Here is a 15,499-nt window from a genome sequence, read left to right on the forward strand (position 1 = left end):
GTACTGTTTAATTTCCTAATTTATTATAGATAAAAACCTGATAACATTATCAGTACTTTTTGCAGGCATGCACCTTTCAAACTCAAAGCCACAGTTATTCAGGCAACTCGATAAGAGCGGCACTTAAAGTGGATTTTGCTCCATTTTAGAATTTGCGTTCATCTCTCCCTGCGGAATCAGAAACTCCCAGTCCACTTGGCCGGGCTCAACCGTCATTACAACAGCATAGGCCGTATTGTGGTTAGCTCCGGTTCGGTTAAGCGGGCTGTTGGTGCGCTTCAGGTCCAGGAACCGGAACCCTTCCCCCCACAATTCAATCCGGCGCTGAAACAGAATCTCATTCAAAAGATCTTGCCCGGTATTACCCGACTTAACATATTCCGGGTCTCTGTTAGAAACCAGGGTAAAGAGTGTTTCGGCGGCAGCATCGTCCTGTCCCAGGCGGGCCTGTGCCTCTGCTTTAACCAGGTACATCTCAGCCAGGCGCATGTGCGGCACATCTCCAACGCTAATGGCAGCACTCTCAGCCAGGAACTTTTTAGTTGCATAGGGCGCTTTGGTACCATTTGGCGGTGCAGGTATTGATGCACCTGTGGCATCCCACATTTCAGAGCGTATATCTGTTTCTGGAATCTGGTTATACAAAGCAGAATTTATGAGCTTTGGGTTAACCCGAATGTTTGTGGAGTTGAAATTAGCCGACATATAGGCAAAAAACGAAGCAAAGTAGGTTTGCTGATCTCCGATCTGCTTACTTCCCCACAACCACTCCGGGTTATCTATATTATTAAACCCTTCAGTATATTGTGTCCGGCTCATTAACGTAGCTCCAGATTCCTCTATCACCTCAGAGGCATACTCTGCAGCCTCAGCCCAGCGTTGCATCGTAAGGGCAACACGTGCTTTCAGGCCCTTTACCACACTTACATTAAAATGCGATTTGTATGTTCTTTCATACTCCGACAACAGCGCCATTGCCTCATCCAGATCGGCATTCACCTGCGTATACACCTCCTCAACTGTTGCGCGTGGTTGCCCCTCTATTGTATTCACTAGCATAATAGGTACACCTAACTGGTTATTTGCAGCACCGGCATTATACCTTTTACCATACACCTGCACCAGCTGATAATGCGACCATGCCCTGTAAACCAGCGCCTGTCCTTTTATAGCATTCTTATCGGCATCGGGTCCATCGGCTCCGTCTATGTTATTAATAATCATGTTGGCATTACCAATCATCCTGTAATAGAATTCCCAAACGTACTGCGACACGCTGCTATTCATGTTACGATGATCGTTCCACCTATAAGTGCCCAGGTGCCAGCTGTTAGATGCCGATGCAAAGGCCAGGTCTTCCCCCAGGATATCAAAATTCACCTTCACCCCACCCTCTCCAAATTCACTCTGGTCGTCCTGCCGTACAAGCATATTCCTATGTATGCCGTTTAAGGCAGCCCAGGCATTGGTCGTTGTGGTAAAAACAGATTGTGAAGATACATTATCGGTAGGTTCTACCTCCAGGTAATCTTTGTCGCAGGCAGTAACGATAAGCAGAAAAGCAACCAGTGGTGTATATAATATCTTTCTCATGTTCTTAAGCTTAAAGGGTTAAATTCAATCCGAGTGTAAGGACACGTGCAGCTGAGTAGTAATTGGAAGTAACTCCCGTGTAGGCCTGCGTAACATTCAGCCCCTTGCGCCTGCTGATAAGCGCCAGATTCTCTCCGGTAAGGTATATAACCGCATTCTGAAGCTGCAGCCGGGATGCCAGGCTGGAAGGAAGGCTGTAGGATAAATTTACAGATCTGATGTTCAGGTGCGAGCCATCAATCAGCCATCGATCTGAATTTGAGCCATTAAAATTGCTTGTTTGAGAATTATCCATACGCGGCACATTGGTTATATCACCAGGCTTTTGCCAGCGGTTCAGGGCATCCACATGTAAAGCCGTGCCGTAGGTCCCTGAACTCATAAGGGCTGCATAGGCGGCATCGTATACTTTACCACCCACCTGGTAGGTTATCAGGGCAGAAAGTGATAGGTTCTTATACGAAAACGTGTTGGTGATACCTCCCGAGAACTTAGGTATAGCACTGCCGCTGTATTGGTACCTGGCATTGTTGATGTTTGTTGTAACCGTATCATTGCCGATGATCATGCTGTTGCTCTCGTTGTAGGAATCTGCCCGATAAAGTGCAGCACCTGTTGCCGGGTCAACGCCATACCAATCGCGTAGCCAGAAATCATAGATAGACTGCCCAACCATTAGCTTCTTGGTATCATTTATAATTTCATCCTGAGGCAACTTTGTAATCCTGTTCTTGTAGGATGTCCAGTTAAAATCTACATTCCAGCCAAATCCTGCCCCTCTGACAAGATCAGCAGTTAACTGCACCTCAACGCCTCTGTTATACATAGCTCCTACATTTTCGAACCTGGTCATAATGCCGCTCGAAATTGGAAGCGGCACTTCAAAAAGAAGGTTTTCAGATTGCCTGTTAAAATACTCTACGCTACCGCTCAGCCTGTTAAACAAGTTAAAATCCACACCTACGTCAAAACTGTTATTCGACTCCCACACCAGTTCCTGATTACCCAGCGTGCTCTGCAGATAGCCCGGCTCACTGGCATTATTATACCCTAGCTCGTATAATGCCTGCCAAGCATAATAATCGCCTACATCATCGTTTCCAACCTCTCCGTACGAACCTCTTAATTTTAACATTCCCACCCAGTCTGGCAGATGAATGGCCGTTTCCTGATCAAGGCGCCAGGCAGCACCCACCGACCAGAAGTCGCCCCAACGTACATCTCTGTAGAAGCGGGAAGTGCCATCGCGGCGGTAAGAGGCTGAAAGGGAATACTTATCCTCAAAGCTGTAGTTCACCCTGGAGAAGAATCCTTCTGTTCTGTACTTGTCCTGGCGCGACTCTATGTTGTTGGTCGTTGTAAAATTGATCAGCTCTGTATTGCCTTCGGAAATAATGCCCTGGCGGGAACCGGTAAAGTAATCGTAGGTCCAGTCATAATTTTCGTGCCCCATCAAGAGGTCTAAGGTATGATTACCAAATGTTTTAGAATAGTTGAGCAGCTGGTTAAAGTTATAGCTGGTTGTGTTGGCACTGGTACGGCTTGCCCTTCCGGCCGGAGCACCATCTCCTACTAAGGTATTCTGATAAGTTTTGTTGTTATTATTAGTTATATCAACGCTGATATTTGTGGTAAACTTGAAGTTCTTTAAAAAAGAAATCTCACCAGATGTTCTCGCACTTAATACGTTACGCTTAAAGCCATAGTCATTCATTAAGGTTTCTGCCACTATATGCCTTCCCGGACTGTTAGCGCGTGTGGGAAGCCCCAAATCGCTCATGCTTCCTAAATCAAATATTCGCTCACCTTTTTCATCTAGAATATATGCTCCCGTAACAGGATCGTGTGCATAGACTGGATAAATAGGCCCCATGGTGCGGCTAAGGAAAAAGGGATTGACAAATGTGGTACTACCAGTCGTAGCCACCTGATTTGAGTTTGTAACAGTGCCTGCAATATTCAGTCCTCCCTTGAACCAGTCTACTGGTCTGGTATTAACATTTACACGCCCTGTAACACGTTCATAATCTGTTCTGATAGCAAAACCTTTGTCGTTCAGGTAACCAAGCGATACAAAATAATCTGACTTCTCGTTACCTCCACTGTAGTTAATGTTATAGTCGGCGCGGGAGCCTGTGCGTGTAATGGGAGCTTCCCAGTCCAAGTCATCCGGGTAAAGCAATTGCGCATTGGGATTGATAGTACCATCCGTTAGCACAATCTGGTTGTTGGGCACGTTAAAAGGATTATAGCCAAGTAAACCTTTGATTCCGTTGGAGGCATTGACATTTGCCTGCTCTAATGTTTGTGGATTCGATGAACGGTAAGCCAGGCTGTTTCGATATGCTTCCCACATAAGCGGATAGTACTGAAAAGCATCTAATCTATCGTATTCCTGAATGGCTCTGTTCGACACCCCCTGCGAGAGTTTAACGCTCAGCTGGTTACGGCCATTCCTACCTGTTTTAGTGGTAATAATCACCACACCGTTAGCAGCCCTTGCACCGTAAATTGAAGCCGAAGCCGCATCTTTCAGCACTGATATGGTTTCAATATCATCAACACTTAGATTGGCGATAGAGCCTGAATACGGAACACCATCAACTACATAGAGCGGGTCGTTATTCCCGTTGATGGAGCCAATTCCCCTGATCCGAACTGTAGGTCCTTCACCAGGCTGTCCGCTTCCGGAGGTGGTCTGTACCCCCGCTGCCTTACCCGATAAGGCATTAGTTATATTAGTAACCGGCCTTTTTTCAAATTCCTGGCTCCCGAGCTGCACAGCTGAACCCGTAAAAGAACTTTTATTGGCTGTACCATAGGCCACCACCACTACCTCTTCCAGCATCTGCTGATCACTGCCGAGCGTCACATTAATAATGCTCTCGTTACCAATGGTGCGTTCTACAGCTTGGTAACCAATAAAGCGGAATTCAAGTATCGAACCACTAGTTGGCACATTTATAGTATAGCTGCCATCCAAACCAGTGGCAGCGCCCACTGCTGTTCCTTTTACAATAACAGACACTCCTGGCAAGCCCTGTCCTGTCTCCTTATCTGTTACCTTACCCGATATGCTTGTACGCTGTGCTGTTACCTGGTGTACAAGTACAAGCAATAGCGTAAAACTTAGTAATAGTCTTCTCATGTGGTTTTGTTTATAGTGAAAAAGAACTTATGTAACATGCCTTGCAGCTTCATTAAGCCGGCAAAAGGCAATAGCAAGTCACTACACCAACGAATGATGCATTTCTGGTTTTGAACCAGCACGTAGAGGATAGCTTTAAAGCATGGTTACTATACCTGGCAACCTCAGATAAACCGCTTTAAAAATTTAATTTTAAAAAGGTATAAAGGCTGGGTATAGCGATAGGGGCCTGAAACAAAATTGCGCAATATTGAGTTTATCAGATCTGCATCACACTTAAATATTTTATTCAGTGCTTTACAATAATAGGAATAATTTAAAATAAAGGCAAACAAACGAGAATTTATTTAACAAATTATTTAAAAAAAGATAAATTATTAAACATTTAAAAACAAACCTTCAAACTACTTAAAGTAAGCACACACTTATATTTTACATTATTCCACTCATTAAAATATATACCTAAGGATAACTATCCACCTGAAATATGTATTTTTCAAAGAACAAACTCCATACATAAGCATAATTACAATTTGAAGTGTAAAGAGGCAGAAATTAAGACTGAAGACCCTAATAGTATAATTACCTATAAACATAATTTTTGCAAAACCTCATAACACCTATCATGCAGGCATTATGAGGTTATCTACCTATTCGCTTTTGCTGGATGTAAGGGATTTCCTGTTTTTCACATAAGTCTCCAGCCACCTGTCCTGTTCCCAGAAGGTATGCAGCACAGATTCCCGGCTTCTGTAACCATGAAATTCTTTTGGCAGCATCACCAATCGCACTGTACCACCATGCCCTTTAATGGCACTGTACAAGCGCTCACTTTGTATCGGAAAAGTGCCTGAATTATCATCATCGATGCCGTGTGTCATCAGCAAAGGTGTCTTTATTTTGTCGGCATAGTTAAAGGGAGACATCTTGTTGTAAACATCCATTGCCTGCCAGTAAGTACGCGGTTCAGCCTGAAACCCGAAGGGAGTCAGGGTTCTGTTATACGCACCGCTTCTGGCTATACCCGCAGCAAACAGATTGGTATGGGCAAGTAAGTTGGCCGTCATAAAAGCGCCATAAGAATGCCCTCCTACTGCAATGCGCTCTCTATCTGCCACGCCCATATCTACTATATAGTCTATTAGCGCGGTTGCATTATCTTCGATTTGTTTTAAGAAGGTATCATTAGGTTCCTCTTTTCCTTCGCCTACAATCGGCATATCTGCCTGATCCAGTACCGCATATCCACGGGTTACCCAGAACACCGGAGACCGGAAAGCCAACCTGGTAAAGCGATGCGGAGATCCTTTTACTTGTCCGGCAGCTGCAAGTGTTTTATACTCCCTCGGATACGCCCATATCAGTACTGGCAATGGTGCATCACCTTTCTTGAAATCTTTAGGCAAATAAAGTGTTGCAGTTAATTGTACACCGTCCTTTCTGGGATAGGCCAGCAACGATTTCTGCACCCCCTTCAGCTCCGGGTAAGGATCCGGAAAGTTTGTCAGCGCCTGAGCTTTCCTGCTTTTGATATTTACAGCAAAAATATTCGGGGTATCTTCGGTTGATTCTCTTGAAATGTATACAAGGCCCGTGTTGTTAAAGAAAATCGGCTCTTCATAAAAGGGAGCTTTTGACTTAAATAATGTATCCTGTTTGCCAGATACCAGGTTCCACTTTAAAACAAAAGGACGATCTCCCTGAGGAGAGGCACCAGTGCCCTCTGTAAATACAGTTGGCTGGGAGGCTTTATCAAATAAAAGTGTTTCGTCTTTTGCATGAATAAAATTTCCGGGATCGGTATACGTATCTTCTGACGACCTGTTTGCTATCTGTTTAACAACCTTACCGTTTTCCGGATTTATCAATGTCATAACCACTTTACGGTTCTTTCTCCACCCTTCTTCTACAATGGCATAGTCTTTATTTCCCCACTCTACCCTTCTGTAGCGCAGTGGCATGGCGAACAGTTTTTTCGGAGTACCGCTGAATGGTGCGCCAAGTGTAAATATGGCATCACGTACGGCTACTTCCATGGCTGGATTGCCATTATCCTGTGCCTCCGCCCATACAACTGTCGATGGTGCATCGCCACGCCATTCATGGTTACGAGGTCCGGCTATTACAGCATCAAACGCAGTGGGAAGATTATCTGCCAGCGGTGCCGTATGCAGCTCTTTTAGCATACTTCCTTTTGCATCTAGAATAGAAGTGGTATAGGGGAAGTAATAAATGGGCACCAGGTAAGAGTAAGGCTTCTGTACTGTCTGCACCATCAGGTACTTTCCATCCGGAGAGTAAGCAGCGCTTCGATAAATGGCCGGAGCACCTACCTTTGTCATTTGCCCGTCCACTGAAACCAACTGTAATTCTGAAGTCAGGTAATACTCCATCAGTTGTTCATCATAGGCATTTTGCAACAGGTTCTGATAGGTTCTGGAAGGTGTTATAACGCCTAGGTTTTCCTGTATAACCGGACCTGTCGGAACGATGTTTTCTACAGGCTTATCTCCTCTGCCTGCTTTTACAAACTGTGCCAGAATACGTTTGCCGTCCGGATGCCATTGAATGGTTTTACCAAACGCATCATTTAAGTAGCGGTCGGTTAACTGTACTGCTTTTAAGGCCTTTGTATCCGCCAGCCACAGTTCAACACCTTTATTTGTCTTGTTACTGAAAGCAAAATAGCTGCCATCCGGGCTCCAGGTAACGTTGGTAATCATGGGAGCTTGCGGAAGACCGCTAAGCGAAAGTTCTTTTCCGGTTCTGGTCTCCTTTATAAGAATTGTATTGTAAACGCCTGATACCTCGGCTTCGGTAGAATTATTAGCTGGATTAAGCTTGATGCCAGCAAGCCCGATAACAGGTTGCGCCACCTGCTCTATAGAGGCATAACCCGGGGCCTGCAACAGCAGCATCAGGCTTCCATCCTTATTAAACCGAACCGTTGGGCTGCTTGGGGCATCTACCAGGTCAACAATGCTTTTTGGTGGCAACTGGTAAGTCGTACTGCTTTGCGCCGACACTGAAGCTTGAAGTCCTCCAAACAAAAGCAGCCCGAGGCAGTACGTTTTCATATTATAAATGCAGTAATGTAGTCCCATCTTTTAAGTTGTTTTAGATTTATATCAAAAGGATTCCAGGTAAAAGGCGACCACCAGACAGGGTATTAATCCTGCTCTTCGGCAGCAGTTTCTATTAGTTCAAACCCATATTCTTTTCCTTTTAAAATGGAAGGAACTCCCTGCATCCATTTGGGAGCAGGTTTGCCTTTAAGGTAATAATCGAAGTATTGGGTAATACGCACCGAAAGATCTTTTCTGTTTTTGCGCTGCACGAGGTTATGATCTTCTCCATTATAAACCAGCATCCAGACTGGTTTCTTTAGACGGCGCAGCGCCATAAAGTACTCAATCCCCTGATACCAGGGCACCGCGCCATCCTGGTCGTTGTGCATGATCAGCAGTGGCGTCTCTACCCTGTCTGCAAAAAACAGGGGCGAATTCTCAATAAACTGCAGTGGCTTTTCCCAGAGCGTGCCTCCTATACGGCTCTGGGTGCGTTCATACTGAAACTGGCGGCTCATACCTGTACTCCACCGTATGCCGCCGTAAGCGCTTGTCATGTTAGAAACAGGAGCACCAGCCATAGCCGCTTTAAACAAGTTTGTTCGTGTAATCATGTAGGCAATCTGGTAACCGCCCCAACTCTGGCCCTGAAGCGCCATATTCTTCTCATCCACAAACCCCTTATCCACTAAGCTCATAACACCGGGCACAACACAATCCATCGCACTCTCTCCCGGATATCCGTCTTTGTAAACAATATCCGGCACAAACACGAGGTAATCGTTGCTGACAAAATAAGGTATGTTAATGGTAGAACGGCTTGGGGAAGGCACCCGGTGCGTATATAGGCCATGGGAAGATCGCTCATAGAAATACACCAGCATAGGGTATTTTTTCCCGGGATCGAAGTTTTCAGGCTTGTAAAGCAAGCCTTCCAGGTCAGTTCCATCAGAAGAACGCCAGTTCACCAGTTCTACCGTTCCCCATAGGTAATCGGCTATCTGAGGATTGGCGTTACTTATTTTTTCGGCAGTGGCAAAAGTGGGGCCTGTGGCAGCATAAAGATCATTGTACTCCTGAAAAGAGCCTCTTCTGAAAGTAAAACGATCGCTGTTTTTTGCTTTAGCAAGATTAGTATAGCCGTGTGGTGATAGCAGCAGTTTCTCAGGCATCACCGTCTTATTCAGGTAATCGCGGTAAAAGCCACCCGATTTGTCCTTCAAATTAAATGCAGACAAGTACAGGGCTGCCTGAGCGCCAATAAACTTTTCCTCCTCATCGAGCTGCTCATACCGCAGGCGAAGGCTGTTGCTACGCCCGTAGCCATCCGTAAGATTAACTGCTGCTTTTTTCCCTGCAGGGTCAAGCTGCCAGATATCAAAGCGATCATAAACCAGCAGGTAGCTATCTTTTTCGGCCCAGCCAGCTACTCCATAACTACCTGGCAGCGAAGGCACATCATTATCTTCATCGTAAAAAGGTAGGCCGATTCTCCTGGTAAGGTTTACATCAGCCCCGCTTTTTGTAGACATGGCATGCCAGCTGCTATCCGATGGCTCATACCAATACAGGTACTGCCCCAAGGGAGACAGCTGGGGTATGCCCCGGACACCTTTCAGAACCTCTTTGTATTTGCCGCTTTTCAGGTCAATTAAATAGGCATCTTTGCGGGTTGGTGTATCATAACCAATCGAAACTTTATATTCTTCATCGCTTACTCCCAATGCCACGTCTGCCTGGTGGTAAGCATCAAAATATACATCGGGTACCTCAAGGGTTGCCAGCTGCTGTATACGTTTTCCCTTTACATCATACATAGCCACAAAAGATCTTCTCATATCCCGGCTCTGCTGCTTTTGCTGCATCGGCTGAATTAAAGGGTCTTTATAGGTCCAGATATCCAAGCTAACCTTATCTTCCTCCAGTTGGGTAGTATCTTTCTCGTAGTGCTTCGGGCGTGGCACGGTGCCAAAGAAAAGGCGTTTTCCGTTTTCAGAAAAGTGCAGGTTACTGTTTTCGCTCACCATCCAGTTGGCAGGCATCCCCTGCGACGCCGTATCAGCTACTGTTATGGTTTTATTGGAACCACTGCTCCACAGGTGTAAACTAAAATAACGGATCTCTGTACCTAAACTATCCTGTGTGGCCAGAAAGGCTAGCTGTTCCCCTGCTTTATCGATACCCAAACTCTGGTAGGAAACACGCCCCGTATCAATGGGAATTTCTTTGAGGGAGGCTGTATTGAAGGCGAAAACGCCGGCCTGATGTAAGGAATCCTGCTTCTCACGCACATAATAGAGCATATTGCCTTTCTCAGAAAAGCTGTACGCTGATACATTTTTAAAACGTTGCTCCTGCCCTGACAGCAGGTTTAACAACACCAGTTCTGAAGCTTCTTTTTTATTATTGCCAGCTACGAATGCCCCACCAGGTCTATTATTTACCCGCCCGGCAGTACGTGTAACAGGCATTGGAGAAGAAACAGGCTCACTTTCTGTCTTTTTAGAACTTGCTTTCGCAGTTGATACCGGTTTCTCCAGTTGATAGGCTAACAAGTTATTGCCTGCTTTCGGCAAAACAAACGATTTTACCCGCGGCACCTTTGTTATGGCCTTGCTTTGAAGATTAACAATAGCCAAAGAGTCTTTAGGAAGATCCTCTGCTTTGGCTTTCTTTAGTTTCAGCTGCCGCACTTTATTGTATGCTGGCTTTATCTGAAATACTACGAAACGGCTATCGTTGGAAAATACCGCTTTTGTAGCACGAGCAAACTGCACAGAAGTCCGGCTTGCATTGTTCCGTATCAGAAGTTCTCCATCTCCTTCCTGAGGATTTATGTGGTAAAGAATGTATTCCCCATTATTTGAAATACTGGTGCCCTCCACTTCCTTCCAACTATCATACACCTCATGTGTAAGAGGTTTTTTCCCACTTTGCTGAGCGTAGCTGGCCTGCATATATACTCCACAAAATGCTGTCGCTAATAAAAGTTTTTTCATCAAATAAAGCTTTAGGTTAGATCAGTTGTCAATTTTATATCAAAGAAGCATACCTATAAAGCAACAAGGCCTGTAACACGTCGTGCTAAGTCAGCTCGTTACCTCTTCAGATGAACTTCTGTGCGTATTAATGTACTACTGTTGCTATTTTATAAGCAGATGTTTAAACATCTTATTACCCAGGCCTTCGCTGGTTCAGCTATATTACTCGAACTTTAATTATTATAAATTAAGCAAGTACAACACTATATAATTGTATGTCAGTGGAGGTGTAGGAATGTCAGAGAAATTAAAAGAATACTATCTATTAATTTTGTATCTGCATTTAATCCTTATCAATAATAAAACATTAATTTCAATAAAGCAAATTAAAATTAATAAATTATTAAAAATAAACAATTAAAATTAACAAAAGAGTAAAATTACTCAATTTTTATTGAAACGAAAGTAATCAATCACTTTTATACAAATGATTGTATTTTACAATTCTCATTCCTTGTTGTCACAAATTGTACAACAAGCAAAAAATTCAGAAAACGAAGGGATATTAAAAACCTATATTTTGTGGCAGGAAGTAAAATGTATGCCTCTCCAGCAAGGCAAACGGTAGTACTGATTTTCTGCTTCTTATTCACCAACAAGCCTGCTGATAGCCCCTTAACAATGAACTACATCACCAGAAAATGCAAAATCAGACACGCACCAAGTTAAGTATGAAATGGCAAAACAAAACTAAAAAAAATATACAACGAATTATCCACCTGCATCTTACCTACATAAATACCTAAAAATCAGGAAAACATTCTGAAACAAACACACCCTATATTTCTCTGCACAAACCTGTCTATATCCTATCATTCAAAAAACTGGCTTCTATTCTTTCGGCGTAGCGCATGAAAAAGTAGAAGCCAAGGGTATGATACTATAATGATTTACCTGCTTATATCGTGCTTGTAACAGGCAAAACTCCGGATGTTATTTAAAATGAACAATTGGTTTAAATCTTCCCTCATCATCCACCAGGTAGCTGATCGGCTTGCCCGGTTCTGCCAGAATTTCTTTTTCCCGGATATCCCATGGTTTTAGCATTTCTTCCAGCATATGGGCATAGGCAACAGGCTCAAAAGGATTGAAAATCTCGTTGGTCACATCGTCGATCAGGGTATCAAGGATCACCTGTGCATCTTCCGGCTTAGCAGGACGCACAAAATACTCGGGCACCACATTAAAAATATAAGCAGCGTAAAAAGCCCGGGCTTTAAACTCTGCCAGCTGCACCGGATGCAGTGGCTGATTTTCGGTAAGCTTATAGAGGCGGTGAAGCGCTTTGCCTATAATACCGTTATCCAGCAGAGTACATACAACTGCTACATTGCCTACCTTAATACTAAACGCCATCGTCGAAAGCTCATCCTGGTACTCAAAAGGCAGCTCATCTTCCGCCGGGCTCACCTCCAGCACAAAAAGAGAGCAGGGCAGAAAATCTGAAAACAGCATTGGCACCCGCAACGATTGCAGCACTTTAAAAAACTCCCGGAACTTACCGAGCATTTTCGGGTTCTCACTTACCGCATACTCCGGCTTTATCAACGGGTCCATTTCCTTAATCAGCTCCGTTACAAGACTTCCGTAGTACATCTTGCCAATCCACTGGAAAAGCCTCTGTCCTTCCAGCGTCTTCAGGCCTTCCACGCCCTTTTCAGCGGCTGCCTGCACTTCCTGCTCAAGGGGCACCACATGGTTTAAGTGGCAATGGTCGCAGCACGGAATAGTTAACTCTCCAAATGTTGTAACGCTCTTATCCAGCAACAGCAGCTCTTTTTGCTGTAAGGTAAATTTATTCTGGAGCCATTCTCCAAAAACCGGTGTCCGTTCGGCAGCCGTTATACTGGTACCACACAAAAAGCAGTGTGCATCAGAAAACTGCATCTTTTCAAACGGATCATATAAAGTATAGTCAGGCATTTATCTTTTCAATTTTGAGGCAAAGATAGCAAAAGCTCTGTTGCCAAGTACAGGCATCCCCTCCTCCACTTTACAGTTCCCTTTACGAAACGCTTTTCTTATTATTAAAGTGAGCCCTACGCTGTACAAGAAATCCATATATAGGCAATGATCTATGTCATTCTGTTTCCTGACGCTGCTCATTTTGCCCCAGGTGCATCTCCCCTACCTTGTCAAAAATTAGATACCCAGGTGTAACAGCTACTTAGGGAGGAAGAATTCTCATCTGCTCCTCTTTCACGGCCTGCCCCACCTGTTCTGAGTTTTATTTTAGTTGACACTATTTTTCATGCGCATGCAACAGCCATCACTTCATACCTTTCATATTCCCGTTATGGGTCTTTCATTCTCTATTGACTCGCCTCTTAAAGTAGCACGGTTTGGCATTTCATCTGTCCTATCGCTCAGCGATGATACCTTACTGGAACAGATGCGGGCACATTATAGCCTGCAATACCAGAAGGCGTATGCACCCATCTCCGCAAAAGAAGAAGATTACAGGGCCAGGAGAATTACAGCTTACCTGAACCTGGTTGATGAAATTGTGGAAGTGCAGCTGGAAACCTTGCGCCAAGAAGAGTTTACACCGGCATCGGAAATCACAAAATTCTTCGAACTGCTTCCGGATACTTCCCGGCTCAGATCGCATTACCTGCAGATGCTACAGACCACAGATCCGCAGCAAAAACAACAGCAGCAGCAGGAGTTACGGCAAGCTATTGTTCCGGGTAGCATCGATGTAAATATCATGACCAAGCTCGACAGGGCCAACTATAGTCCGGATGGAGAGCTTTTGCCCCAGGAATTTTCTGATGCCCAGTCAGCACTGCGGGGGTTTGCCAACAGTACCGTAAAATCTTCTGTTGTTTTCTCAGCTGGCATGAATATGCGCCTCTATAGCTACCTCGACCAGTTTGCCTGCTTCTCTTTAAATGAGAAAGGCTGTTTTGACAAAAAGATAACGATTAAGGTAAGCGATTACCGCTCTGCCCTGGTGCAGGGTAAAATTCTGGCGAAGAAAGGCCTGTGGGTATCAGAATTCAGGATTGAATCAGGTTTGAACTGTGGCGGACATGCTTTTGCGACCGATGGCTACCTGCTGGGCCCTATCCTCGAAGAATTTAAACAAAATCGTGAAGCCCTGGAATCGGAGCTTTACTCGCTTTACGCGTCGGCGCTGGCGGCCAAAGGACTGCATGTGCCGTTGCAGGTTCCGGGATTGCGTATTACTGTACAGGGTGGTATCGGCACTGCGAACGAACACAACTTCCTGCTCGAACACTACAAGCTTGATGCAACAGGCTGGGGTACTCCTTTTTTGCTGGTGCCGGAAGCGACCACCGTCGATGCGCCTACTTTGGAAAAGCTGGTGCACGCACAGGCAACCGATTTATACCTGAGCCCCATATCTCCCCTGGGAGTTCCCTTTAACGCTTTACGGGGAAGCTCCAGCGAGGAAATGAAAAACTACAGGATTGAAAAAGACAAACCAGGGAGCCCTTGTGTAAAGAAACACCTGGTATCTAATACAGAGTTTACCAAAGAACCGATCTGCACCGCTTCCCGCCAGTACCAGCGCAAAAAGCTGCAGCAATTGCTTGCACAACAACTACCTGAGCACGTATGGCAGGCCGAAAAGGCGAAGGTACTGGCGAAGGAATGCTTGTGCGAAGGCCTGGCTAACTCTGCGCTGCTGCTGTATAACATTGGCCGCAAAGCAATGGCTAAATCTGTTGCCATTTGCCCGGGCCCTAACCTTGCCTTCTTCTCCAGGGTGTTTAAACTCCAGGAAATGGCAGATCATATCTATGGCCGCTTTAATGCCCTGAACCAGACGTACCGCCCGCACATGTTCCTGAATGAGCTGAATATGTACATCGACTACTGGGTGAAAAAGAAGGAGGAACTGGCCGGGGAGTACAGTGAGAAGCAGCAAAAATACCTGCAGAGTTTCTGGCAGAACCTGCAGGAAGGTATTACCTACTATAAAAACCTACTCCCCTCCCTTTTCCCGAACGAACTGGAGCGACAAGTCATTATGCTGGACGAGCTTTTAGAAGCAGAGGACAAGCTTCTGGAAGCCAACTACAACAGCCTTGCAGTTTTATGATAGGAAAGATCAGGCTCACCCGCCTCTTTACTTTTGAGGCGGCACACGCCCTGTTGCACTACGACGGCGCCTGCCGCCATATTCACGGGCATTCGTATAAGCTACGTGTAACGGTATTAGGTACTCCGTTGCAAGACGAAGCAGATCCGAAATACGGCATGGTCATGGATTTCGGCGGCCTGAAAAAACTGGTGCAGCGGGAACTTATAGAGCAGGTTGACCATGCGCTTTTACTGCGCCGCGACACACCTGCTGGCTTACTGACTGCCCTGCAAAAGCTGCATCAGAAACTGCTGCTGCTCCCCTACCAGCCAACATGCGAGAACATGCTGCTCGATTTCAAGGAAAGGCTAAAACAGCAACTGCCACCAGGTATAGTGCTGCACAGCCTTACCCTCTGGGAAACGGAGAACTCCTTTGCTGAATGGCACGCGTCGGATAATTAATGCCACCACGATTGTACGATAGTAACTTAACTACCTGCCTGTAGCTGCAAAAGTACCGGTGCTCCAACAGAAAGTAAGGCTTTGGCTTATAGCCTTCTGCTGAAAAAGCATTATCTTGTGGGTCCAATTCA

At 45.2% G+C, this 15,499-nt stretch carries 7 protein-coding genes; 2 read left to right on the forward strand and 5 right to left on the reverse strand.

Going from position 1 to position 15,499, the window contains the following annotated elements; genetic code table 11:
* Positions 1-123: 123 nt before the first annotated feature.
* From C1N53_RS10610 to C1N53_RS10630, 5 genes are all read right to left on the reverse strand, one after another.
* Positions 124-1,593: a RagB/SusD family nutrient uptake outer membrane protein gene (locus C1N53_RS10610; RefSeq protein WP_137759285.1), complete on the reverse strand. Its 1,470-nt coding sequence runs from the start codon at positions 1,591-1,593 to the stop codon at positions 124-126.
* Positions 1,594-1,603: 10 nt separating this feature from the next.
* A complete protein-coding gene (locus C1N53_RS10615) occupies positions 1,604-4,741 on the reverse strand; it encodes a TonB-dependent receptor (RefSeq protein WP_137759286.1) in 3,138 nt (1,045 codons plus the stop codon).
* A gap of 650 nt (positions 4,742-5,391) precedes the next feature.
* On the reverse strand, positions 5,392-7,818 hold the full coding sequence (locus tag C1N53_RS10620) for a prolyl oligopeptidase family serine peptidase (RefSeq protein ID WP_137759287.1): 2,427 nt from the start codon (positions 7,816-7,818) through the stop codon (positions 5,392-5,394).
* Positions 7,819-7,910: 92 nt separating this feature from the next.
* Positions 7,911-10,808, reverse strand: coding sequence for a S9 family peptidase (locus tag C1N53_RS10625; RefSeq protein WP_137759288.1), 2,898 nt, complete (start codon positions 10,806-10,808; stop codon positions 7,911-7,913).
* A gap of 975 nt (positions 10,809-11,783) precedes the next feature.
* Positions 11,784-12,773: a hypothetical protein gene (locus C1N53_RS10630; protein ID WP_240773457.1), complete on the reverse strand. Its 990-nt coding sequence runs from the start codon at positions 12,771-12,773 to the stop codon at positions 11,784-11,786.
* A 334-nt stretch (positions 12,774-13,107) separates the two neighbouring features.
* On the opposite strand from C1N53_RS10630, the gene C1N53_RS10635 reads away from it, so the two are divergent.
* Entirely contained in the window at positions 13,108-14,922 is a 1,815-nt protein-coding gene (locus C1N53_RS10635; protein ID WP_137759289.1) for a hypothetical protein, read from the forward strand.
* The gene (locus C1N53_RS10640) at positions 14,919-15,368 is read left to right on the forward strand and encodes a 6-carboxytetrahydropterin synthase (protein WP_206077639.1); all 450 of its coding nucleotides are present in this window, start codon (positions 14,919-14,921) and stop codon (positions 15,366-15,368) included. The genes C1N53_RS10635 and C1N53_RS10640 overlap by 4 nt, the downstream gene beginning before the upstream one ends.
* The last annotated feature ends 131 nt before the right edge of the window (positions 15,369-15,499 follow it).

The sequence above is a fragment of the Pontibacter sp. SGAir0037 genome, assembly GCF_005491705.1.
GTDB lineage: Bacteria > Bacteroidota > Bacteroidia > Cytophagales > Hymenobacteraceae > Pontibacter.

What these genes read in the sequence shown, in the direction of transcription:
- C1N53_RS10610 (WP_137759285.1), bottom strand. Translation starts at nt 1,593, where the DNA reads ATGAGAAAGATATTATATACACCACTGGTTGCTTTTCTGCTTATCGTT.
- C1N53_RS10615 (WP_137759286.1), bottom strand. Translation starts at nt 4,741, where the DNA reads ATGAGAAGACTATTACTAAGTTTTACGCTATTGCTTGTACTTGTACAC.
- C1N53_RS10620 (WP_137759287.1), bottom strand. Translation starts at nt 7,818, where the DNA reads ATGAAAACGTACTGCCTCGGGCTGCTTTTGTTTGGAGGACTTCAAGCT.
- C1N53_RS10625 (WP_137759288.1), bottom strand. Translation starts at nt 10,808, where the DNA reads ATGAAAAAACTTTTATTAGCGACAGCATTTTGTGGAGTATATATGCAG.
- C1N53_RS10630 (WP_240773457.1), bottom strand. Translation starts at nt 12,773, where the DNA reads ATGCCTGACTATACTTTATATGATCCGTTTGAAAAGATGCAGTTTTCT.
- C1N53_RS10635 (WP_137759289.1), top strand. Translation starts at nt 13,108, where the DNA reads ATGCAACAGCCATCACTTCATACCTTTCATATTCCCGTTATGGGTCTT.
- C1N53_RS10640 (WP_206077639.1), top strand. Translation starts at nt 14,919, where the DNA reads ATGATAGGAAAGATCAGGCTCACCCGCCTCTTTACTTTTGAGGCGGCA.